This is a genomic window from Croceitalea marina, from assembly GCF_042684265.1.
Classification (GTDB): domain Bacteria; phylum Bacteroidota; class Bacteroidia; order Flavobacteriales; family Flavobacteriaceae; genus Croceitalea; species Croceitalea marina.
Window position 1 is genome coordinate 281,195 of the sequence record NZ_JBHULB010000008.1, and the last position, 23,046, is coordinate 304,240.

General features: G+C 37.1%; 19 protein-coding genes. 17 read left to right on the forward strand and 2 right to left on the reverse strand.

The annotated features are described in order from the left end of the window. Positions 1 to 52 precede the first annotated feature (52 nt). From ACFSQJ_RS08315 to ACFSQJ_RS08345, 7 genes are all read left to right on the forward strand, one after another. Positions 53 to 1,756: a phospho-sugar mutase gene (locus tag ACFSQJ_RS08315; RefSeq protein ID WP_377766484.1), complete on the forward strand. Its 1,704-nt coding sequence runs from the start codon at positions 53 to 55 to the stop codon at positions 1,754 to 1,756. A gap of 3 nt (positions 1,757 to 1,759) precedes the next feature. After that, positions 1,760 to 3,583 (forward strand): ABC transporter ATP-binding protein, encoded by a 1,824-nt coding sequence (locus ACFSQJ_RS08320; protein ID WP_377766485.1) that lies wholly within the window; start codon positions 1,760 to 1,762, stop codon positions 3,581 to 3,583. Positions 3,584 to 3,670: 87 nt separating this feature from the next. Beyond that, positions 3,671 to 4,213 (forward strand): RNA polymerase sigma factor, encoded by a 543-nt coding sequence (locus tag ACFSQJ_RS08325; RefSeq protein ID WP_377766486.1) that lies wholly within the window; start codon positions 3,671 to 3,673, stop codon positions 4,211 to 4,213. A 33-nt stretch (positions 4,214 to 4,246) separates the two neighbouring features. Beyond that, positions 4,247 to 4,762 (forward strand): hypothetical protein, encoded by a 516-nt coding sequence (locus ACFSQJ_RS08330; RefSeq protein WP_377766487.1) that lies wholly within the window; start codon positions 4,247 to 4,249, stop codon positions 4,760 to 4,762. After that, positions 4,746 to 5,198: a hypothetical protein gene (locus ACFSQJ_RS08335; protein WP_377766488.1), complete on the forward strand. Its 453-nt coding sequence runs from the start codon at positions 4,746 to 4,748 to the stop codon at positions 5,196 to 5,198. Before ACFSQJ_RS08330 ends, ACFSQJ_RS08335 begins: the two co-directional genes overlap by 17 nt. 112 nt (positions 5,199 to 5,310) lie before the next feature. After that, positions 5,311 to 5,661, forward strand: coding sequence for a DUF6515 family protein (locus tag ACFSQJ_RS08340; RefSeq protein WP_377766489.1), 351 nt, complete (start codon positions 5,311 to 5,313; stop codon positions 5,659 to 5,661). A gap of 244 nt (positions 5,662 to 5,905) precedes the next feature. Next, entirely contained in the window at positions 5,906 to 6,145 is a 240-nt protein-coding gene (locus tag ACFSQJ_RS08345) for a hypothetical protein (protein WP_377766490.1), read from the forward strand. Between the two features lie 7 nt (positions 6,146 to 6,152). On the opposite strand, the gene ACFSQJ_RS08350 is transcribed toward ACFSQJ_RS08345, so the two are convergent. Further along, the gene (locus ACFSQJ_RS08350) at positions 6,153 to 7,190 is read right to left on the reverse strand and encodes an oxidoreductase (protein ID WP_377766491.1); all 1,038 of its coding nucleotides are present in this window, start codon (positions 7,188 to 7,190) and stop codon (positions 6,153 to 6,155) included. A 51-nt stretch (positions 7,191 to 7,241) separates the two neighbouring features. Here ACFSQJ_RS08350 and ACFSQJ_RS08355 point away from each other — a divergent pair, with 51 nt between their 5' ends. The 6 genes from ACFSQJ_RS08355 (at position 7,242) to ACFSQJ_RS08380 (ending at position 14,730) form a co-directional block, all read left to right on the forward strand. Beyond that, positions 7,242 to 8,465 carry an RsmB/NOP family class I SAM-dependent RNA methyltransferase gene (locus ACFSQJ_RS08355; RefSeq protein WP_377766492.1) on the forward strand — a complete coding sequence of 408 codons (1,224 nt, stop codon included), beginning with the start codon at positions 7,242 to 7,244 and terminating at the stop codon, positions 8,463 to 8,465. 75 nt (positions 8,466 to 8,540) lie between these two features. Continuing rightward, the gene (locus ACFSQJ_RS08360; protein ID WP_377766493.1) at positions 8,541 to 9,242 is read left to right on the forward strand and encodes a class I SAM-dependent methyltransferase; all 702 of its coding nucleotides are present in this window, start codon (positions 8,541 to 8,543) and stop codon (positions 9,240 to 9,242) included. Continuing rightward, the gene (locus ACFSQJ_RS08365; RefSeq protein WP_377766494.1) at positions 9,242 to 9,784 is read left to right on the forward strand and encodes a CIA30 family protein; all 543 of its coding nucleotides are present in this window, start codon (positions 9,242 to 9,244) and stop codon (positions 9,782 to 9,784) included. Before ACFSQJ_RS08360 ends, ACFSQJ_RS08365 begins: the two co-directional genes overlap by 1 nt. 120 nt (positions 9,785 to 9,904) lie before the next feature. Continuing rightward, positions 9,905 to 13,576 (forward strand): phosphoribosylformylglycinamidine synthase, encoded by a 3,672-nt coding sequence (purL, locus tag ACFSQJ_RS08370; protein WP_377766495.1) that lies wholly within the window; start codon positions 9,905 to 9,907, stop codon positions 13,574 to 13,576. Positions 13,577 to 13,605: 29 nt separating this feature from the next. Continuing rightward, positions 13,606 to 14,262 carry a DinB family protein gene (locus ACFSQJ_RS08375; protein WP_377766496.1) on the forward strand — a complete coding sequence of 219 codons (657 nt, stop codon included), beginning with the start codon at positions 13,606 to 13,608 and terminating at the stop codon, positions 14,260 to 14,262. Between the two features lie 6 nt (positions 14,263 to 14,268). Next, on the forward strand, positions 14,269 to 14,730 hold the full coding sequence (locus tag ACFSQJ_RS08380; protein WP_377766497.1) for a GNAT family N-acetyltransferase: 462 nt from the start codon (positions 14,269 to 14,271) through the stop codon (positions 14,728 to 14,730). An 80-nt stretch (positions 14,731 to 14,810) separates the two neighbouring features. On the opposite strand, the gene ACFSQJ_RS08385 is transcribed toward ACFSQJ_RS08380, so the two are convergent. Further along, the gene (locus ACFSQJ_RS08385) at positions 14,811 to 17,411 is read right to left on the reverse strand and encodes a DUF6923 family protein (RefSeq protein ID WP_377766498.1); all 2,601 of its coding nucleotides are present in this window, start codon (positions 17,409 to 17,411) and stop codon (positions 14,811 to 14,813) included. Between the two features lie 236 nt (positions 17,412 to 17,647). Here ACFSQJ_RS08385 and ACFSQJ_RS08390 point away from each other — a divergent pair, with 236 nt between their 5' ends. The 4 genes from ACFSQJ_RS08390 to ACFSQJ_RS08405 all read left to right on the forward strand — a co-directional run bounded on the left by ACFSQJ_RS08390 (position 17,648) and on the right by ACFSQJ_RS08405 (position 23,022). Continuing rightward, positions 17,648 to 19,417 carry an AMP-dependent synthetase/ligase gene (locus tag ACFSQJ_RS08390; RefSeq protein ID WP_377766499.1) on the forward strand — a complete coding sequence of 590 codons (1,770 nt, stop codon included), beginning with the start codon at positions 17,648 to 17,650 and terminating at the stop codon, positions 19,415 to 19,417. 355 nt (positions 19,418 to 19,772) lie between these two features. After that, positions 19,773 to 20,222 carry a MarR family winged helix-turn-helix transcriptional regulator gene (locus tag ACFSQJ_RS08395; RefSeq protein WP_377766500.1) on the forward strand — a complete coding sequence of 150 codons (450 nt, stop codon included), beginning with the start codon at positions 19,773 to 19,775 and terminating at the stop codon, positions 20,220 to 20,222. 9 nt (positions 20,223 to 20,231) lie between these two features. Further along, a complete protein-coding gene (locus tag ACFSQJ_RS08400) occupies positions 20,232 to 22,637 on the forward strand; it encodes a 3-hydroxyacyl-CoA dehydrogenase/enoyl-CoA hydratase family protein (protein WP_377766501.1) in 2,406 nt (801 codons plus the stop codon). A 37-nt stretch (positions 22,638 to 22,674) separates the two neighbouring features. Then, positions 22,675 to 23,022, forward strand: a complete 348-nt coding sequence (locus ACFSQJ_RS08405; protein WP_377766502.1) for a four helix bundle protein — start codon at positions 22,675 to 22,677, stop codon at positions 23,020 to 23,022. Positions 23,023 to 23,046: the final 24 nt, after the last annotated feature.

The following is a 23,046-nucleotide window of genomic DNA, read 5'->3' on the forward strand; positions in this document are numbered from 1 at the left end:
AGAAGAAAAACAACAATCTTTGTATTTTTAAAAACACCAAAAAACAATACAAATGGATGTTCTAAGCACCGCCAAATCTTGGCTAACTGATTTCTTCGATATAGAGACCAAAAAAGAGATTCAAGATTTACTACAAAACAATACCCAAGAACTTGAGGAACGTTTCTATAAAAACCTAGAATTTGGAACTGGTGGTATGCGAGGTGTTATGGGTGTTGGCACCAATAGAATCAACAAATATACCTTGGGCAAGAGTACCCAAGGACTCAGCAATTACCTAAAAAAAACATACAAAGGTCAAGAGATTAAAGTAGTCATCGCATATGATTGCCGTCATAATAGTGATACCTTATCGCAAGTTGTGGCCGAAGTGCTTTCTGCTAACGGCATCAAGGTTTTTCGTTTTTCCGCTTTGCGCACTACCCCTGAACTGTCTTTTGCCGTACGTCATTTAAATTGCCACGCGGGTATTGTACTTACCGCTTCGCATAATCCGCCAGAATATAATGGATACAAGGTCTATTGGACGGATGGCGGGCAAATTGTGCCTCCCCAAGATGGAGAAATCATAGCTGAGATTGATTCGCTCTCTTTTGAAGATATAAAGTTTGATGCCAATCATAACCTAATTGAAGCCATAGACAAAGAAGTTGATGAAGCTTTTTTTAATGAATCTGTGAAAAACGGAAATTTTAATGCAGCAGGTAAAGATGATTTCAAAATTGTTTTCACTTCTATCCACGGGACTTCTATTACAGCTATACCAGAGGTTTTAAAACGAGCGAGGTATAATAATGTAACCGTTATTGAAGAACAAGCAGAACCGAATGGAGACTTCCCTACGGTCAAATCTCCAAACCCTGAAGAGCCAGAAGCTTTGGCCATGGCGATTGCAAAAGCTGAGGAAATTGGCGCCGATATGGTTGTAGGCACTGACCCTGACAGTGACCGCTTAGGTATTGCTGTACGCAACCTAGATGGTGAAATGGAGCTTCTCAATGGCAACCAGACGATGGTGCTAATGACCAAGTTTTTATTGGACCAATACAAAGCAAAAGGTTTTAAAGGCAATGAATTTATTGCCACAACTATCGTTTCTACGCCAATGATGGAGCAAATGGCAAAAGCTTATGATGTTGAATTTAAAACGGCCCTAACAGGATTCAAATGGATCGGTAAAATGATAAAAGACTTTCCTAAATCGACTTTTGTCGGTGGTGGAGAAGAAAGTTTTGGATATATGGTTGGGGATTTTGTTCGCGATAAAGACGCCGTAACCTCTACCCTACTTGCCTGTGAAATTGCGGCCCAAGCAAAAGCAAATGGAAGTAGTTTTTACAAAGATTTGATTGACGCTTATGTAGAATTTGGTTTTTACAAAGAGAAATTAATATCTATCACAAAAAAAGGGATGAGTGGTGCCGAGGAAATCAAGCAAATGCTTAAGGATTTTAAAGAAAATCTTGTTGACAGTGTTCAAGGCTCAAAAGTGTTGTGGATAGAAGATTACAATACTTCGATTTCGAAAAATGTACAAACTGGAGAAGAAAAGGCAATTGACCTACCAAAATCCAACGTTTTGATTTATGAAACAGAAGATGGTACGCGTATTGCTGCGCGACCAAGCGGAACAGAACCCAAGGTTAAATTTTACATAAGCACTAACACAACTTTAACCAGAGCCGAGGATTTTAAATCCGTAAATTCGCAGTTAGATTCCAAGTTAGAGGGAATCGTTTCTGAACTGAATTTATAGTGAATGAACTACTTTAAAAAGATTTTACGGTTTGCGATACCCTATCGCAAATACGGATTTCTAAATATTTTCTTTAATATTCTCTACGCCTTGTTTAGTGCACTATCATTCGCGGCGCTTATTCCAATGTTAGATGTGCTTTTTAAGCCTGACCAAAAGGTTTATGCAGAGCCTGTTTATAAGGGCTTTTCAGGGTTAAAGGACTACCTGCAAGAATATATTAATTATCGGGTAACTGCGTATTCAGGTGATGACGATATGAAAGGACTCGTTCTTGTTGTTGGATTGGTCTTGGTCTTGTTTCTTTTTAAAAATGTATTCAACTATTTGGCGATGTTTTTCATCACTTTTCTTAGAAATGGAGTACTAAAAGACATTCGCAATAACATGTACAAAAAGATTGTGGATTTGCCCATCTCTTTCTTTTCTGAAAAACGTAAAGGTGATGTCATTGCACGAATCACCTCTGATGTACTTGAAATCCAACATTCTTTCCTATCCGTATTGGAATTAATTGTAAGAGAACCTCTTACCATACTTTTTACTATTCTTATCATGTTCGGTATAAGCGCAAAGCTTACCATTTTTGTTTTTGTTTTTATCCCGATTGCTGGTATGATTATTTCAAGAATTGGAAAGTCTTTAAAAAAGAAATCCGATAGGGTTCAAAAAGAACAGGGGGAATTCTTATCTATTGTAGAAGAAACTTTAGGCGGTCTTAGAGTTATTAAAGCATTCAATTCTGAATCTCGATTTTATAGAACATTTAAAAATTCTACTGAGCGTTTCTTTAGGTTTTCCAATAGTTTGTTGAACAGGCAAAACTTGGCATCACCTACCGGTGAATTTTTGGGTATACTGGTTATAGGGGTTTTACTATGGTTTGGTGGTAAAATGGTTTTAGTGGACAAAACCTTGGATGCTTCTTCCTTTATAGCCTATATGGGTCTTGCCTATAACATTTTAACTCCGGCAAAGGCAATTAGTAAAGCTTCATATGGTGTTAAAAAAGGAAACGCGGCAGCAGAACGTGTTTTAGAGATTCTCGAAACAGAAAATCCAATCAAAGATGTATCAGATTCTTTAACAAAAGAAACGTTTGAAGAAAGCATATATCTAAACAAGATTTCTTTTAAATACGAGGAAGATTATGTACTTAAAGACTTCACCCTAAAGGTAAAAAAAGGGCAAACCGTTGCGCTAGTGGGCCAATCTGGAAGCGGAAAAAGTACAATAGCCAATTTGGTGACACGTTTTTACGATGTAAATAAAGGTGAAATTTTAATTGATGGCGTAAATATCAAAAACATCAAAAAGAAATCCCTGCGAGGTCTTATGGGTTTGGTTACGCAAGATTCTATCCTATTTAATGATTCCGTTAAAAAGAATATTGGCCTAGGCAAGGAAAATGCTACTGATGAAGAAATCATAGAGGCCGCTAAGATTGCCAATGCCCATGATTTTATTATGGAATTGCCGGAAGGATACAATACCAATATTGGCGATAGTGGCAATAAATTAAGTGGTGGTCAAAAACAACGCCTATCCATAGCTAGGGCCGTTTTAAAGAACCCGCCTATTATGATTCTGGATGAGGCAACTTCTGCTCTCGATACCGAAAGTGAACGTCTAGTGCAAGACGCCTTAGAAAAAATGATGCGCAATCGAACTTCAATTGTAATAGCACATCGTCTTTCAACGATACAAAGTGCCGATTGTATTGTTGTTTTGAACAAAGGGGAGATTATGGAGCAAGGCACGCATGATGAGTTAATGAAGTCTGGCAAAGGCTACAAGAAACTTGTTCAGATGCAGAATATGGGTTAATCTACCGGTCCAATAAAGACAAGTGTTTAAGCATCAAACTAAACCTTTTAGTAATTTAGTAGTCATAGTACTAAACAATCCTGCTTTTTGATTGCTGAACAGACCTTAGTAAACGAACTGAAAAACAAAAACACTCAGGCAAAAGCCTTTGAGGTGCTAGTCGATGCATACAAAGAACGTTTGTATTGGCATATTCGTAGAATAGTCTTGAACCATGATGACGCCGATGATGTACTACAAAACACTTTTATAAAGGTGTACAGAAGCATTGAGGGTTTTAAAGGAGAAAGCAAGCTATATTCTTGGATGTATCGGATTGCAACCAATGAGTCTTTAAGTTTTTTAAAACAAAAATCTCGGAAACTAGGGGTAAGCAACGAAGAACTGCAAGAGCACCTTATTGAAAATTTACAGGGCGATGTTTACTTTGAAGGTGAAGAAATTCAGTTGAAGCTTCAGAAAGCGCTGGCAAGGCTTCCTGAAAAACAAAAACTGGTATTTAATATGAAATACTATCAAGAAATGAAATATGAAGAGATTTCCGAAATCTTGGAAACATCAGTTGGAGGATTGAAAGCATCATATCATTTAGCAGTAAAAAAAATTGAAACGTATCTTAGAGCAGATTAAACCTTTTAGACCTATTAATGTCTAATAATTGAAATGAAAAAGAACCACAAAAATCCACACAAAACACCTGAAGGCTATTTTAATAGCTTTAATGAACGGTTAATGGATAAAATCGCTAAGGAAGAATCCAATATTCCCAAAAACGATGGCTTTTCCGTGCCTGAGGCTTATTTTGATACGTTCAATAGCACTGTTTCCGATAAGGTCAAACCTAAGGTTGTACAATTACACTCTTATAGAAAGTACTATTACGCCGTGGCCTCGGTAGCAGCAATTGTGCTAATGGTCGTTTTCTTTAATCAAAATAGCAATCAGGCTAAGTTTGACTTTGAAGATTTGGCCTCTAATGAAATAGATGCTTATTTTGATAAAACCGATTTAGAATTCAGCTCATATGAATTAGCTGAAGTTATAAATCTTGACAACGTATCCTTATTGGATATTACGGATGCTAATAATACCGAGGAAGGTGACCTAATTCTAGATTACTTGAATGAAACCACTGATGAAATTGAAGACCTAAATTTAGATTATGATGAATTTGAATAAAATAGCTGTCTTACTTACCTTATGGTGTACGGTTTTGAGTATTTCGGCTCAAGGACCGGGACCAGGTAGAGAACGTATAAAAACCTTAAAAGTAGCTTACTTAACAGAACAGTTGAGTTTAAGTAGCAAAGAGGCGCAAAATTTTTGGCCGGTTTATAATGCGCACGAAGAAAAGATGGATGAGTTCCGTATTCAAGAGCGGCGACAGTTTGGTGGGCGTTTTGCTGATTTATCGGCCATTACCGATGATGAAGCAGAAAAATTACTTTCTAAGTTTATAGACTTACAAGTAAAAAAACGTGAAATGGAAAGCGAATACCTTACCAACTTGAAAGGTGTGCTGTCTGCAAAGAAAATCATCAAGTTGTTCAAGGCAGAGGATGGCTTTAAAAAGAAACTACTCCAACAATATCGCAGAAGAAGAAACGGACAATAATTTTTTAAGTTTCGATAAAACGCTTAAAAAAGGGGCCAATTGGCCCCTTTTTTAATTAAACCATCTCTTTAAATCAGGGTCATAGATACATAAACCCATAAAAATCTACATTATGAAAAGTCTTAAAATCTTATTTCTTGTAATGGCCTTGTTCGGGGCAATGATTACGGTAAGCGCACAAAAAACAGTCGTTAGGTTCTATCCAAAACATGGCACAATTGTAAAAACAGTCAAAAAACCTCGAGTGGTTGTCCATAAAAAAACCAACTTCTATTTTTCTGATGGGGTCTGGTACAAAGCAAGAGGAAGAAACTATGTAGTTTGTGCGGCTCCTTTAGGTGTAAAAGTGAGAAAGCTACCAAGAGGTTACAAAGTTGTTGTTATAAATGGAAGAAAATTATATAAGTACAAGGGAATATGGTACAAAAAATCTGGTCGCAATTACATTGTAGTCAATGTTTAATTTTTGATTAGAATTACAAATTATTAGAAAATGGAGCAACTAAAGTTGCTCCATCTTTTTTTATACACGACGAAATGCAGCTCGTTTCGGTAAGTGGTATTTTGATTTAAAAACGTTTGTCGAAGATAAAATGCACTTTATCCGAACAACTGTTTTACAACGAGTTTTTTGAATCGCTAAACGACCAAAATCGCCTTCAAAAAGGGCTCTGGGTTAATTTTACAATGTAAAAATAACCCAAGTCATGAAAACAGTATTCACTTTTATCTTCTTCTTCATCATCGGAGCGACAGCTATGGCCCAAAGCCCTAGCAAAGAAGTTAAGGTTGAAACATTGACTTACGAAATTGTCATCGATATCAAAATAGAAAAGGCAACCGCTGTGAAAACAAATACCGTTGCAAGAGTTTACAAATTCAAAAACACAAGGGTAAAAAAAGAATTGACCTTTACCACTAAAAGAAATAAAGCCAAAATCGCTTAATTTTTTTCTACTGCTTAAAAACAAGCCTGGCTATACGATTCTTCCCTGCCGCGTAGGCTACAGATTCATTTAAGAAACGAATCGTATAAAAACCTTCATCGCTAAGTTGTTTCCATGAAGTTCCACCATCATTGGAATAATCAATCCCCGTAAAACCAACCGCAACTAAATCTTGTCCGCCAGAATCCGGAAAGTATTGTACACAACTTTTATAGCCGGGAGCTTCACCGTCGGCCACGGACAGCCATACGGCACCACCATCGGTAGTCAGAATCTTGTTGGCTTTATTCGCTTCGGGTTCGGTAAAATCACCGCCAATACCATAACCAATTTTTTTATCATAAAAATCAATGGAATAGATGCCCTGGGTTTCTTTATCTTGAATGATTGGTGTTTTTTTAGATGACCAGCTTTCACCTTTATCCAAAGAATAAAATATTCTACCGCCAGTAGTCGCCACCCAAGTGTGCTGTTCAATAATTTCAATATTGGTATTACTAGCTGCAAATGCACCTTCTAAACCTTGAGATTCAGGTAACAGGTCACATGGGGTTTTGGTCCAGGTATTACCGCCATCTCTAGTAATAATAATACTCAAACAGCCATTCATGGTATCGCCAATGGCAATCCCCTCTTTATCGTTCCAAAATTTCATGGCATCATAAAATACGCCTTCACCTTCTTCCATATACACCAAATCCATCTTGCCATTGTCCCCAGTTTTATAAAGCAAGGCCGGATTTCCAATAGAAAGCATGAAAAAATCCGTTGATGTATGCGCAACCGCTCTAAATTCTGGAATACTGGTATGGTATTTCATGGTATTTGTACGCACTTTGCCAGTAGGTATATCAACCGTACCATACATTCCGTTGCTCCCGGCAAAAGCCAAGGTATTGGCATCTAAAAATTCAATGGCCCGTATACTTATAGAATCTTCAAAAATTGTTTCAATATCAAGAGTAGTATAATGATTTGATTTTGGTTTAGATTGGCAGCCTATCAAAATGCCGCTAAAAATCATTAAAAAGAAGTATTTTTTCATAGTATCAAAAATAAGGAACAAACCCTACCTTTGCACCCTTATTTATAAACCATGCGTTTACACAGAAATTTGGTATTTGCCGTTATTGATGCCCTTGGCATGATTTTCAATGAAAATGAATATGCTGACAAGGTTATTGAAAAAGTATTGCGTTATGATAAGCGGTGGGGTGCACGTGACCGTGGTTTTATCGCAGAAACTACTTATGATATCGTTAGATGGAAACGCCTGTATACTGAAATTGCTGAGGTAAATGCACCTTATTCCCGTCAAAACTTGTTCCGCCTTTTTGCCGTTTGGTGCGTGCTTAAAGGTATTGAACTGCCAGATTGGAAACAATTGGAAGAAACTCCGGAACGACGCATTAAAGGTAGGTTCGATGAGTTATCCAAAATTCGAAAATTTAGGGAATCCATACCGGATTGGATGGATGAACGCGGCGCAAAAGCTCTAGGTAACGATTTATGGACCAAAGAAATTGCAGCTTTAAACACCCAAGCCGAAGTTATTTTGAGAACAAATACCTTAAAAACTACTAAAGAAAAACTTCGTGCAGCTTTAAAGGCCGAAGAAATAGAAACCGAAACTATTTCTAGAGTCAAAGATGCCTTAAAACTGGTAGTGCGGAAAAATGTATTCGTTACGCAGGCTTTTAAAGATGGATTATTTGAAGTTCAAGACGCTTCATCACAACTCGTCGCTCCATATTTAGAAGTTGGGCCCGGTCAACGTGTTGTGGATGCTTGTGCCGGCGCTGGAGGTAAAACCTTGCACTTAGCTTCGCTAATGGAAAATAAGGGGCAACTTATTGCTATGGACATCTATGAGAGTAAACTTAAAAAACTAAAAGTTCGTACACGTAGAAATGGAGTTCATAATGTAGATACAAGGGCTATAGAGTCTACTAAAGTGATTAAAAAATTATATAATTCTGCAGACCGCTTGCTTTTAGATGCCCCATGTTCTGGTTTAGGGGTAATTCGTCGCAACCCAGATTCTAAATGGAAACTACAACCCGAGTTTATAGATAAAATAAAAGGAGTGCAAGGTGACATTCTTAGAAGCTACTCTAAAATGGTAAAGCCTGGCGGCAAGATGGTCTATGCCACTTGCTCCATATTGCCAGAAGAAAACTCCGAACAAGTACAGTCATTTTTAGCTTCAGAAGAGGGTTCAAACTTCACTTTTGAAAAAGAGCAAAACATCTATGCCTCTGAACATGGTTTTGATGGTTTCTATATGGCTTTACTAACTAAAAATAGATTGATATTTTAGAGTTTTCTTAAGTATTTAAGATCTCTAGGCTAAGTACCTTTGAAAACAATCTGACCAAGGAAAATTAGCGTTAACATGACCGGAATAAAAAAATCCCTTGGTATTCTATTGGCACTAAGCTGCGTAAATTGTTTAGCGCAAGATATTTACACCTACAAAAAAGGTGACTATAGCGGAATTGGAAAATGGTACCATGGCAGGGAAATTGCCCATGTCATGGGCTACCAAGGTATGACTTGGCTCGAGCGTACTGAACGTGAAGCGGAAGAAAATACTGCGAAGTTACTTGAGAATATGAACATTTTAGCTACCGATAATATTGCCGATATTGGGGCTGGTTCTGGGTACCACGTATTTAAAATGGCCAAGATAGCCTCCAAAGGAACTATTTATGCAGTTGATATTCAAGATGAGATGCTGGCTGCCATGAAAGAAAAAAGAGTTAATAGAGAATTCAAAAATATAGTCTTGGTAAAAGGAAGCGAGAAAAGTGTGAATCTTGCACCAGATTCGGTGGATAAAGTGCTTATTGTAGATGTCTACCATGAAATGAGTTTCCCTTATGAAATGATGCTATCCATAAAAAAGGCTATGCGAAATAATGGAAGGTTATTTTTAATCGAATATCGCAGTGAAGATGCCAAAGTACCTATCAAAAAACTCCACAAAATGACTGAAAATCAAGCTGTACAAGAATTCAAAGGCCTAGGATTCACATTAGAAAAAAATATGGATAACCTACCTTGGCAACATTGTATGATTTTCACAAAAAACTAATGAAATCAGTAGTAATCTTATTCATTTTAACCAGTACTATGTCCGCTCAAACTATTGTTGATTTTAAAGAAAACCCTACTGTTAAAAATTGGTTTGTTGTGGATGATGTCGTGATGGGTGGGCGTTCTTCAGGAAACTTCGAAGTAACCGATGATGGCTATGGGAAATTTTCAGGAGAAGTTTCTTTGGAAAATAATGGCGGATTCTCTTCAGTCCGTTATAACATGGAAACTATAAAAATTAATCCCAAAAGCAAATTGCTTATTAAGCTCAAGGGTGATGGAAAAAGCTATCAATTTAGAGTTAAAGCTAATAGGGAAGATTATTACAGTTATATCACTAAATTTAATACTACGGGCGAATGGCAAAGCTTAAAGTTCACCTTGGCCGACCTCTACCCAACTTTTCGCGGTAGAAAATTAGACTTTCCAAATTTTGACAAAACCAACCTAGAAGAACTCAGGTTTTTAATTGGTAATAAAAAAGCGCAAAATTTTGAATTGTTCATCAAATCAATTCAAATTATCAAAGCATTAGATTGAAGAAATAGACTTGAGAAACTATCAACAACTTTAGTTAAAAACTGTTTTCAACTCTTACTACGAAAGGGGTAAAAAATCGTAAATTTGCGTTTTCTTAATCTGTACAATAGATAGGCACTTATGATTCACTTCTTTGGGGATATTGCGACTAAAGTTTTCGCTGTCCAAACTGCTCAAGAAATCACCTCTGAAAATGAAAAAAAATTATCTTGGTTATTCGGCAACCAACCTGAATTAAACGCGGCGTCTCTAGACGCCTTTTTTGTTGGCCCGCGTGCGGCCATGGTTACCCCTTGGAGTACCAATGCCACAGAAATCACGCAAAATATGGGCATTGAAGGGATAATTCGTATCGAAGAATTTAAAGCGGTAGAGGAAAATTCTACCGATTTTGACCCCATGCTACTCCAAAAGTACAATGGGCTACATCAAGATATTTATACAATTGATGTTATCCCCGAGGCAATTCTACCTGTTGATGATATTGCTGCTTATAACCAACAAGAAGGTTTGTCATTAAGTGACGATGAAGTTGACTATTTAGAAAACCTATCAAAAAAAATTGGCCGAAAACTAACCGACTCAGAAGTGTTTGGTTTTAGTCAAGTAAACTCAGAACACTGCAGACATAAAATATTCAACGGCACCTTTGTTATTGACGGTGAAGAAATGCCGACTTCACTATTTAAACTTATTAAGAAAACAGCTGCGGAACATCCTAATGATATTGTTTCTGCTTATAAAGACAATGTGGCATTTATAAAGGGCCCTAAAGTGGTGCAATTTGCCCCAAAAACTGCTGACAAGCCTGATTTTTACGGAGAACAGGAGTTTGATTCTGTGCTATCACTGAAAGCAGAGACACATAACTTCCCGACAACCGTAGAACCCTTTAATGGAGCCGCTACTGGTTCTGGAGGAGAAATAAGGGATAGATTGGCCGGAGGAAAAGGCTCATTACCTTTAGCGGGAACTGCAGTGTATATGACCGCATATTCCCGTTTGGAAGAAGGTAGAGAATGGGAAAATGCTTTCCCAGCTAGACCATGGCTCTACCAAACCCCAATGGATATTTTGATTAAAGCTTCCAATGGAGCTTCAGATTTTGGAAACAAATTTGGACAACCTCTAATATCCGGTTCGGTACTAACTTTTGAGCATCAAGAAGGTGAAAGAAACCTGGGGTATGACAAAGTAATCATGCAAGCAGGCGGCATAGGTTATGGTAAAGCGGAACAAGCATTAAAAGACACACCCAACAAAGGTGATAAAATCGTGATTCTTGGCGGTGACAATTATCGTATTGGCATGGGAGGTGCTGCTGTTTCTAGCGCAGACACCGGAGAATTTGAATCTGCCATTGAGTTAAATGCCGTACAACGTTCTAATCCAGAAATGCAAAAACGTGCAGCTAATGCCATAAGAGGCATGGTAGAAAGCCATGAAAATCCAATTGTTTCCATTCATGATCATGGTGCAGGGGGGCACTTAAATTGTCTTTCGGAACTGGTAGAAGATACTGGCGGCCAAATCGATTTAGATAAATTACCCGTTGGTGACCCTACCCTATCTGCCAAAGAAATCATTGGCAACGAGAGTCAAGAACGTATGGGTCTGGTTATTGGACAAGAAGATACATCGCTCTTACAACGAATTGCAGACCGAGAACGCTCCCCAATGTATGAGGTAGGCGAGGTAACCGGCGAAAACCGATTCACCTTTGAGTCTAAAACAACTCACGAAAAGCCGATGGATTTAGCACTCTCCGATATGTTTGGAAGTTCGCCAAAAACCATTATGGAAGACTCCAAAGTCGAAGTCCACTATAAAGATGCTAGCTATTCGTTAGAATATTTTCATGACTATCTAAATCAAGTTTTACAATTAGAAGCTGTAGCATGCAAAGACTGGCTCACCAACAAAGTTGACCGCTGTGTCGGCGGTAAAGTTGCCAAGCAACAATGTGCAGGCCCATTGCAGCTGCCTTTGAACAATGTTGGGGTAATGGCTCTAGATTTTAAAGGAAAGGAAGGTGTGGCCACAAGTATTGGACATTCACCCGTTTCAGGACTAATAGACCCGGTTGCTGGAAGCAGAAATAGTATTGCCGAAGCCTTGACAAATCTAGTTTGGGCACCCCTTAAAGATGGTTTACAATCAGTTTCACTTTCGGCGAATTGGATGTGGCCCTGTAAAAATGAGGGAGAAGATGCCCGTTTATATGAGGCTGTACAAGCGATTTCGGACTTTTCTATTGCCTTAGGCATTAATGTGCCAACTGGAAAAGATTCTCTTTCTATGAAGCAGAAATACAAAGACCAAGAGGTTATTGCACCCGGTACTGTAGTGATTTCTGCAGCTGCCAATTGCAACGATATTACCAAAATTGTGGAGCCTGTTTTACAGAAAGATGGCGGTGCTATTTATTATATCAATCTATCTAAAGACGGCTTTAAACTTGGTGGTTCTTCTTTTGGTCAAATATTAAACAGTATTGGTAGCGAAGCACCTAGCGTCATTGATGCGGCTTATTTCAAAACAGCTTTTAACACCATACAGAAACTGATTGTTGATGGACACATTCTTGCTGGCCATGATATTGGTTCTGGGGGGTTAATTACAACATTATTGGAACTATGCTTTGCTGATAATAACCTCGGTGCAAAATTAGATTTAACATCACTTGGTGAAAAAGACTTAATCAAAGTGTTATTTTCCGAAAATATTGGTATTGTAATTCAAACCAAAGATGATACAGCTGAAAAAGTGATGGAATCCGCTAAACTAGATTTCCATAAAATCGGTTCAGTAATTTGTGATGGTATAATGTCATTAAAAAATGGTTCAGTAGAGATTGGCCTTAATTCAATAAGCAACCTTCGTGATACTTGGTTTAAGACTTCTTACCTGTTGGACATTAAACAAACGGCTAATGGTTTGGCAAAAGAACGCTATAACAACTATAAGCGACAATCTTTAAATTATAGTTTCCCAGATAGTTTTAATGGTAAAAAACCTGTCACTTCGAGCGGAATCGAGAAGCCAAAAGCGGCCATTCTTCGTGAAAAAGGAAGCAACTCGGAGCGTGAAATGGCAAATGCCATGTTTTTAGCTGGTTTTGATGTAAAAGATGTTCACATGACGGACTTGATATCCGGTCGGGAAACTTTGGAAGATATTCAGTTTTTGGGCGCTGTAGGCGGTTTTTCAAACTCCGATGTACTCGGAAGTGCCAAAGGCTGGGCAGGAGCTATCAAGTACAACGAAAAAGCAAACAAAGTCATCAATGATTTCTTCGCGCGACCTGACACCCTATCCATCGGAATCTGTAACGGTTGCCAGTTGTTTATGGAATTGGACCTTATCAATCCTGAGCACGAAACTCACGGAAAGATGACCTACAATGATTCTGGAAAACATGAGAGTAATTTTACTTCCGTAGAAATTCAAAAAAATAATTCTGTAATGCTTTCTAATCTTGAAGGGGCCAAGCTAGGCGTTTGGATTTCACATGGGGAGGGTAAATTCAGTCTGCCGCATACTGAAGACAAATACGCTATTGTGGCGAAATATGGTTATGAGGGCTATCCCGCAAATCCAAATGGAAGTGATTTTAACACCGCCATGCTTTGCGATAAAACAGGTAGACATTTGGTAACGATGCCACATATAGAACGGTCAATTTTCCCTTGGAACTGGGCTCATTACCCAAAAGACAAACAAGATGACAAAGTTTCACCTTGGTTACAAGCTTTTGTTAATGCCAAGGAGTGGGTGACAAAGAATTCGTAATTTAATAGGGTCAGCAAATAACCTTAAAAATGAATAATCAATCACCATCAGTAGACAGAAGAAATTTCATTAAAAAATCATCATTATTAACGCTTGGTGCTTTCGGTGCCACTGGGGTAATTGCTGCCCCGCATTTACAACCTTTACCAAGTTTTACACAAGATGCTGATGTAAATATTGTTGGCCCGAAAGAGGGTTATACACCTCAAATTGGAACTTTAGTTTCTATGTTGAATTGGATGCGTATGGTTATTCTTGCTCCTGTGCGAGGTATGAGTGTTTCGGATCTTGACTATTTGGTAGATGAAGATGCTAATAGTATAGGAGCTATGTTAATGCATTTAGCGGCTACCGAGCGCTTTTATCAAATACATACTTTTGAAAATAAAAATTGGGGAGATTGGTCTAAGGAAGATTCTGACAAATGGTCCATTGCTTCAGGTTTAGGTGCTAATGCACGTAAACAAATACAAGGCAATACTTTAGATTATTATATAGAAGAAATGACTAAGGTAAGGGCACATACACTTGAAGAACTGAAAAAACGTGATGATGATTGGTTATTTGCTGTTGATAATAATTGGCCATGGGGACCAACAAATAACTATTGCAAATGGTTCCATGTGTGCGAACATGAATCTAACCATAATGGGCAATTTAAATTCATTAAGTCAAGAATCTCATAAATAGTGATGATTCGGCCAGCAAAAAAAGATGATGTTGTCGCCATTGTCGAAATGATTGCCAATGATAAATTAGGTGTGCTTAGGGAAAATTTTAAAATCCCGCTTCCTGATAGCTATTATGAAGCATTCAGTAATATTAATTCGGACCCGAATCAAGAATTAGTAGTGCTAGAAAATGAATCCCAACAAATAATAGGCACCTTACAGTTATCATTTATTCAATATTTAACTTATCAAGGAGGTATTAGGGCACAGATTGAAGCCGTTAGAATTCATGAAGAACATAGGGGAAAAGGTATTGGTCAACAACTTTTTAAATGGGCAATAACAAGAGCTAAAGAAAAGGGAGCCCATGTTATTCAACTGACAACGGATAAAAAGAGGCCCGAAGCATTACGGTTCTATGAAAGCTTAGGATTCAGAGCTTCACATGAAGGAATGAAATTTCATTTAATTGAGAAGAGCTAATCTTTTATTGTTAAAAGGAAAAAGCCGTATCTATTTCTAAAACAGTCAGATACGGCTTAGTGAATTTGTAAAATCCAAAACTATTTTACTAATAATCTACCGCTCCAAATTTTCTCATTTGAACTTTCTAGCCTATATAAGTATAGGCCAGAACCTAAGTTATCCCTATTGATCAGAATTCTATTTTGTCCTCGTTCCGTTGTTCCTTTTTGTGAATGCGAGAGTATTCTTTTCCCACTAAGATCAAACAATTCTAACTCAAAACTTCCCGACTGATCTTCGAAGAAATAAAGAAAAGTAGCTTCAGTTACTGGGTTTGGACTTAGAATAGATTTAGTAGTGTCGTCATCTAAAAATATTCTAGGTTGTTCGGCATTTGAAAACTCTACATTTTTCAGGTTTAGGGTCTTTTGCTCTATAGCACCTGAACTTGATTTTAGGTTAAAAGTTAAAACCTTCAAATCAGAAAAGTCTGTTAATCCTCCTGCCGTAGTTGTAAATGTTTCATTCTTCAAATAGAATGTTCTTTCTGTATCTGAAAGAGAAACCACAGAACTATAAGTATCTCCATTACTCTTTAAAAGTTTAACTTCTAGATTGCCGGTTCCACTTGCTGTAAACGACATGGTAGAATAACTAGATAAATCTACTGCTGCAAACCTCGGACTTAGTGCCCTATATACTCCAACATAACTGCTAGTTGATGCTGATAAATTAATATTTCGCTCTATCGGATAGCCATCGCCCCAATAGGTATCTTGATTTACCTTAACCTCGTAGTGCATTACATTGGTGTTCTCCGCACTATCATCAAGACCCCAAGGGGCATCAGCTACAAACAAATCATCTGGTGTATCACCATTTCCATTTGAAATTCGAAACCCAAAATCAAACATATTTCCTGTTTCTAGTGAAACAGTATCTAAATAACCATCAATTGTAGATGTTAATCCAACAATTTCTGTAGAACTAGTTTCTGTTCTTTTAATACCACCTTCTAAGGTTAAGTTTTCAGACTTATTATTATTGACAATATTCATTAAAACTTGACCTTTCTCATATTTGGCAGACTTCACAAAAACTGGTGGAGGCATAGAAGTTTTATAATCCTTAATTTTGGTATTACTTTCCAAAAGGTTTAATACCTCTTCTGCTAAAGAAAGAAGGTCGTCAATAGAATTAGACCAAATTTGAAAATTATAATACGCCTCTTCTTTTTCGTAAGAATCGATATTCCAATGTGATTCTATTATAAATTTAGATTCTTCATTTAAGCGAGCAGAAAAACTAATTGCAAATTCTAAACTACCATCTGGTTGTTTTATGATTGACTTAATAAAATCTTTTTCTCTTAATTGTATTGTTGAAACAGATAATAACTGAGCACCTAGAAAACGATCACATATAAATTTACTATGTTCATAAACTTTCTCGTTTGTTTTAATTACCATCATTGCGCTCACAGTTTCATTATCTCTTAAATAATCGACTGCATAAATATCGCTAGCATTGGTCAACTCTAGTAAATCTGAAGGTGCGGATTCAATAGTATTTGACTCTCCAATGACATCTAAGGGAATTAAGGTATTTAAAGGAATGTTGTTTGGTGAATGTTTACCACTTTTCATATAAGCTTCAGTCTTAAATACTTTTAAAGCCGCTGTTTTATCGAACTCATAGTTATTTTTAACTCGTTTATAATTTCTGTTACTAATTAAATTGGCAAGCCTATCATTACTTTCTAATCCTCCATTATTTCCGGTAGAAGCAGTGAATGTTACAGGACAACTTGCAACTCCTGAACAAGAAGGATCATCACAATCGACTAATCCATCACCATCATCATCAATACCATTTTTACAATCTTCTTGAGGTACGGGCGCGGTAGGGCATCTAGCTCCATCGTTACTGGCGGAAGCAGGTCCAAAAGCAAAAATATTTGAATTGATATTACCAGCTGTAATGTTTTGTACTTCTCTTATAACATAAACACTACCAGTCTGGTTAGCGGAGACATAAAAATTACCATCTAAATCAAAATATACAGCCCCATAAGTGTAATTGTTTCCTGCCAAAATAGGAACTTCACCTAAATCCTCTACCTCACCAGTTTCAACTTCTATTCTGTATAATCGATTTGTAGCCTTTTCTACAGCATAAAGCATATTATCTGCAGCATTAAAAGCCCAATCATGAATCTTTATATTCCTACTTAAAACAGTGCTACCCATATATTGCAGGTAGGTAGGTGACTCTGGATTTAAGTCAACATGATAATATGTAGAAGAACCTGCCCGAAAGTAATACTGTCCATACAAAGAAATATCTCCAACATAATTCATTCCGGTAACTGGTATCTCTGGTATGGTATACGTTTCGGTATTAAAATCTTTACCTATTCTTATTATTGATTTTGGTGCGCTATCTGTATAGCCCCATAGATATCCATCTGCAGAATTATAAGCAGCACCATTAATTTTGCCAGGCACAATGTTCTCCTTTACCAAAAAGGAGCTTCCCGAAGCCAAGTCTATTGCATAAATATCATTATATTGAAATAAATAGGCATTGAAATCGCACTCAAATGACTCACTTTGAGCGGATAAAGCTATAGCAAAAAGAAAAATCTGAAGGGTACATATTTTTTTTAAAGGTTTACTTAGTAGGTAGTATTTTTTCATAACTAATGATTTGAGAAGGCTAATATAATATTGTTTCATATGTTTTTTCCTACATATCTATGTGCGGCTAAGAACTGTAGGTCAGTAGTCTATATCTATAGATTAAAAAAATTAGGCCTTATATTTTCATGTATTTATAATAAATAATCACAAAAATTTATGAACTGTCATCGGTAAATACATTTTTCAATCCCGCTTGCTTTCCCTATTTTGCAATTACTTAATAGAAACTTGGTATGCAAACGGTAACTAGACTCTTCGATTTTCCTTATTATCAATTAGAAAAATTCAATTTAAAAAAGGCCCTAGTATCCAAAATAGATGGGAGATGGGTGTCTACCTCCTCCCAAGAGTACATAAATCAAGCAAATGCCATAAGCAGGGGTTTATTGCGATTGGGTGTCAAACCCAATGATAAAATCGCCATCATCTCAATGACCAATAGAACGGAATGGAATATCTGTGATATTGGCATTTTGCAAGTAGGAGCTCAAAACGTGCCTATCTATCCTACAATTTCTGAGGATGACTATGAATATGTGCTTAATCACTCAGAAGCAAAATATTGTTTTGTTTCTTGCCAAGAAGTTCTAGATAAAGTGCTTGCCATCAGTGGTAAGCTAAAAAAATTAAAAGATGTGTTTTCCTTTGATGACCTACCCAATTGTGAAAATTGGGGCAAAGTATTAGAAAAAGGCAAAGACACCAGTAATCAAGACGAAGTTGAGGCTAGAAAAGCTGCTGTACAACCTCAAGACCTAGCAACTTTAATATACACTTCTGGCACAACTGGCAGACCAAAAGGGGTTATGTTGTCACACAACAACATTGTATCGAATGTTATTGCGAGTAAAGAGCGAGTTCCATTTCAAGCGGGGGCCAGCGCCCTAAGCTTCTTACCAGTTTGTCATATTTTTGAGCGTATGATCCTTTACTTATATCAGTATTGCGGTATTCAAATTTATTTTGCTGAGGGCTTGGATAAAATTAGTGACAATCTAAAAGAGGTCAAACCAGAAGTGATGACGGTAGTACCTAGATTGCTTGAAAAAGTATATGATTCCATTATCGCGAAAGGAACCGCCCTTGAAGGCATCAAGAAAAAATTATTCTTTTGGGCTGTTGAATTAGGGCTTAAATATGAACCGTATGGTCAAAATGGCTGGTGGTACGAAAAACAGCTAGGTCTGGCCCGAAAACTAATCTTTAGCAAATGGCAAGAAGGTCTCGGTGGTAATCTGACTACGATGGTCTCTGGCAGTGCAGCATTGCAGACCAGGTTAAGCCGAGTATTTGGTGCAGCAGGTATACCAGTAATGGAAGGCTATGGTTTAACCGAAACCTCTCCCGTAATTTCAGTAAATCAAGAAGAAAACAAAGGTTGGAAAATCGGTTCGGTAGGTCGCATCATAAATGATGTAGAAGTAAAGATTGCAGAAGATGGGGAGATTCTTTGTAAAGGACCGAATGTAATGATGGGGTATTATAAAGATCCGGACAAGACCGCAGAGGTTCTTAAAAATGGATATTTCCATACTGGGGATATTGGCGAAATAGATGACGATGGATTTTTAAGAATTACCGACCGTAAAAAAGAGATGTTCAAAACCTCAGGCGGTAAATACGTCGCCCCTCAACTTTTAGAAAACAGATTTAAACAATCACGTTTCATTGATCAGATTATGGTCGTCGGCGAAGGAGAAAAAATGCCTGCAGCTCTAATACAACCTAACTTTGAATTTTTATATTCTTGGGCAGAAAGAAACAACATATCCGTTGGTGAAAATTCAGATATTGTGCTGAATGAAAAAGTTATAGACAGAATTCAAGAAGAAATAGATTCGGCCAATGAAGACTTTGCAAAATGGGAAAAAGTAAAACAGTTTAGACTTACCCCCGATGTTTGGAGTATCGATGACGGGCATCTTACCCCTACTATGAAACTTAGAAGAAAAATTGTAAAAGAAAAGTACATTAAGTTGTATAACGATATTTACAATCATTAATGGGTTTTCATAAATACGAGGATGCCAAATTAATCCAGACGGCAAATAGGATGAAGACAATAACTATTGTGTTTGGTATTATTTGGTTGATTTTAATAACTTTTTTAATCGGTATTCAAATTTATAGTGTCGAAAAAGGAAACTTTCAATTTACCACATTGGTTCCAATACTTGTAGGGCCTATGACCATGCTTCCTATCTATGTCAATTACCGGAACTTCAAAAAGGAAATTAAAAGAAGGGGACTTTAGACCCATTTTTTAACGCGCTTAGTTAGCTTTCAAAGCTGTCTTCTCATTAAATTTATTATGCATGCATAATAAATTTTCCTATATTTGGTATCGATTTTTATTCTATGAAAGATTTAACCATCGACTATGCATTAAGAGCAACCTGGCAGGCAGTTATCAAAATGTATAATGAAGAAGCTAAAAACTATGGCCTCACCATGGCAATAGGTTTTACCTTGTTAAGTATTGACCCAAAAAAAGGAACACCAAGTACAGCGCTTGGGCCAAAAATGGGCATGGAGTCTACGAGTCTTTCTAGAATATTAAAAAGTATTGAAGAAAAGGGCTATATCGAAAGAAGACCCAACCCGAATGATGGTAGAGGCGTGTTAATTCATTTAACATCGCTTGGGCTTGCGAAAAGAAAAGATTCGAAAGAAGTAGTACTTCGATTTAATGAGGCCGTAAAAGATGATATTTCAGAAGAAGATTTAACGGGTTTTTTCAATACCATTGAGGTTATCAATAAATTGATTTTAGACAAAAAAATATATTCAAAAACAACAACTAATTAACACGTATAAATGAAAAGGCATATCAATAAAGTAGCCGTCATTGGTTCTGGTATTATGGGAAGTGGCATCGCTTGCCACTTTGCCAACATTGGTGTTGAGGTCTTATTGCTTGACATTGTCCCTAGAGAATTAAATGACAAAGAAAAAGCTAAAGGTCTTTCTCTTGAAGACAAAGTAGTTCGTAATCGTTTAGTAAACGATTCGTTGACAGCTGCATTAAAATCAAAGCCCTCTCCTATTTACCATCAAAAATTTGCTGATAGAATCACTACTGGAAATTTAGAAGATGATATTGCTAAGGTTTCTGCTGTAGACTGGATTATTGAGGTGGTTGTAGAAAGACTGGATATTAAAAAAATAGTTTTTGAGAATTTAGAAAAACATAGAACTCCTGGTACCTTAATTACATCGAACACCTCCGGTATTCCTATCAATTTTATGAGCGAGGGAAGAAGTGATGATTTTCAAAAGCATTTTTGTGGAACGCACTTTTTTAACCCAGCACGATACTTAAAACTATTCGAGATTATTCCAGGTCCCAAAACTTCTTCAGAAGTATTGGAATTTTTAAACGGCTATGGAGAGCAATTCTTAGGTAAAACCTCGGTAGTTGCCAAAGATACCCCAGCCTTTATCGGTAACCGTATCGGTATTTTCAGTATTCAGAGCCTTTTCCATGCGGTTAAGGAAATGGGCATGACCGTTGAAGAGGTCGATAAACTTACAGGTCCGGTTATTGGTAGACCAAAATCAGCGACGTTTAGAACGGTTGATGTAGTTGGTTTGGATACTTTAGTACATGTTGCTAATGGAATTGCAGAAAATTGTAAAGATGACGAACGTCATGCTTTATTTTCCCTACCAGATTTCATCTCCACAATGATGGAAAACAAATGGTTGGGCAGTAAATCAGGACAAGGTTTTTACAAAAAATCAAAAGACGCCAAGGGTAAGACTGAAATCTTGACACTTGACTTGGACACGATGGAATATCGATCTAAAAAAAGTGCAAAGTTTGCAACACTGGAGCTTACGAAAACTATTGATAATGTAGTTGATAGATTTGCTGTTTTATGTGGAGGAAAGGATAAGGCTGGAGAATTTTATCGTAAGAGTTTTGGTGCACTATTCGCTTATGTTTCACATCGTATTCCGGAAATCACCGATGACCTTTATAAAATAGATGATGCCATGAAAGCTGGTTTTGGCTGGGAACATGGTCCTTTTCAAATTTGGGATGCTGTAGGATTGGATAAAGGTTTAGAGTTTATTGCTGCTGAAAATCAAGAGGCTGCCTCTTGGGTAGCAGAAATGAAAGCCACTGGCATTACTTCATTTTACACTGTAAAAGATGGTGCTACTTACTTCTATGATATTCCTAAAAAAGAGATGGTTAAAATTCCTGGACAGGATGCCTTCATCATTTTAGATAATATCAGAAAATCAAAAGAAGTCTTTAAAAATAACGGTGTGGTTGTCGAAGATTTAGGAGATGGCATTTTAAATGTTGAGTTCCAATCTAAGATGAATACCATTGGTGGCGATGTTTTGGCCGGATTAAACAAAGCCATTGACTTGGCCGAGAAAGATTATCAAGGCCTAGTAGTTGGTAATCAGGCTGCTAATTTCTCTGTTGGTGCCAATATCGGAATGATTTTCATGATGGCCGTCGAGCAAGAGTATGATGAGCTAAATATGGCCATAAAAATGTTCCAAGATACCATGATGCGCATGCGTTATTCATCTATTCCGACAGTGTCTGCCCCACATGGCATGACTTTAGGTGGAGGTTGTGAACTTTCATTGCATGCAGACAAAGTAGTTGCTGCAGCTGAAACATATATTGGTCTAGTAGAGTTCGGAGTTGGGGTTATTCCTGGTGGTGGAGGTTCTAAAGAATTTGCTTTACGAGCATCAGATTCTTTTAGAAAAGGTGATGTTGAATTAAATATTTTGCAAGAGTACTTTTTAACTATTGGAATGGCAAAAGTATCCACTTCAGCCTATGAAGCTTATGACCTAGGTATTCTTCAAAAAGGAAAAGATATTGTTGTAGTTAACAAAGACAGACAAATCGCGACTGCCAAAGCGCATGCTAAATTAATGGCTGAAGCGGGCTACACAAAACCACCAACCAGAAAAGATGTTAAGGTACTCGGTAAGCAGGCCTTAGGTATGTTTTTAGTTGGAACTGATTCTATGGAAGCAAGCAATTACATTAGTGAGCACGACAAAAAAATCGCAAATAAGCTAGCTTATGTTATGGCAGGTGGTGATTTATCTGAACCGACCTACGTTTCTGAACAATACCTTCTTGATATTGAGAGAGAAGCGTTCTTATCGCTCTGTACCGAACGTAAAACATTAGAGCGTATTCAGCACATGTTAAAAACTGGTAAACCATTGCGAAACTAGTTTCGTAGTATTGAGAAATGAGTAATTAAGAACTGAGATGCACAAAGTTGAAAATCTTAAAATTTGGAGTAAAGCAATAGAACTTGTAAAAAAGGTCTACTTGCTTATTTCTGAATTGCCAAAAGATGAAAAATACGGACTGGTCTCTCAAATTAAAAGAAGTTCAGTATCAATTCCTTCTAACATAGCTGAAGGGGCTGGTAGAAATTCTAATAAAGAGTTTAAACATTTCTTGAGTATAACAAATGGCTCTGCTTATGAGCTTCAAACCCAAATAATACTTACAATTGAATTAAAACTATTAACTAAAGAAAAAGTACAACCATTAATAGATAATTGTATTGAACTGCAAAAAATGAATTATTCATTTCAGCAGAAACTGTAACTCAGTACTAAAATCTATTTACTC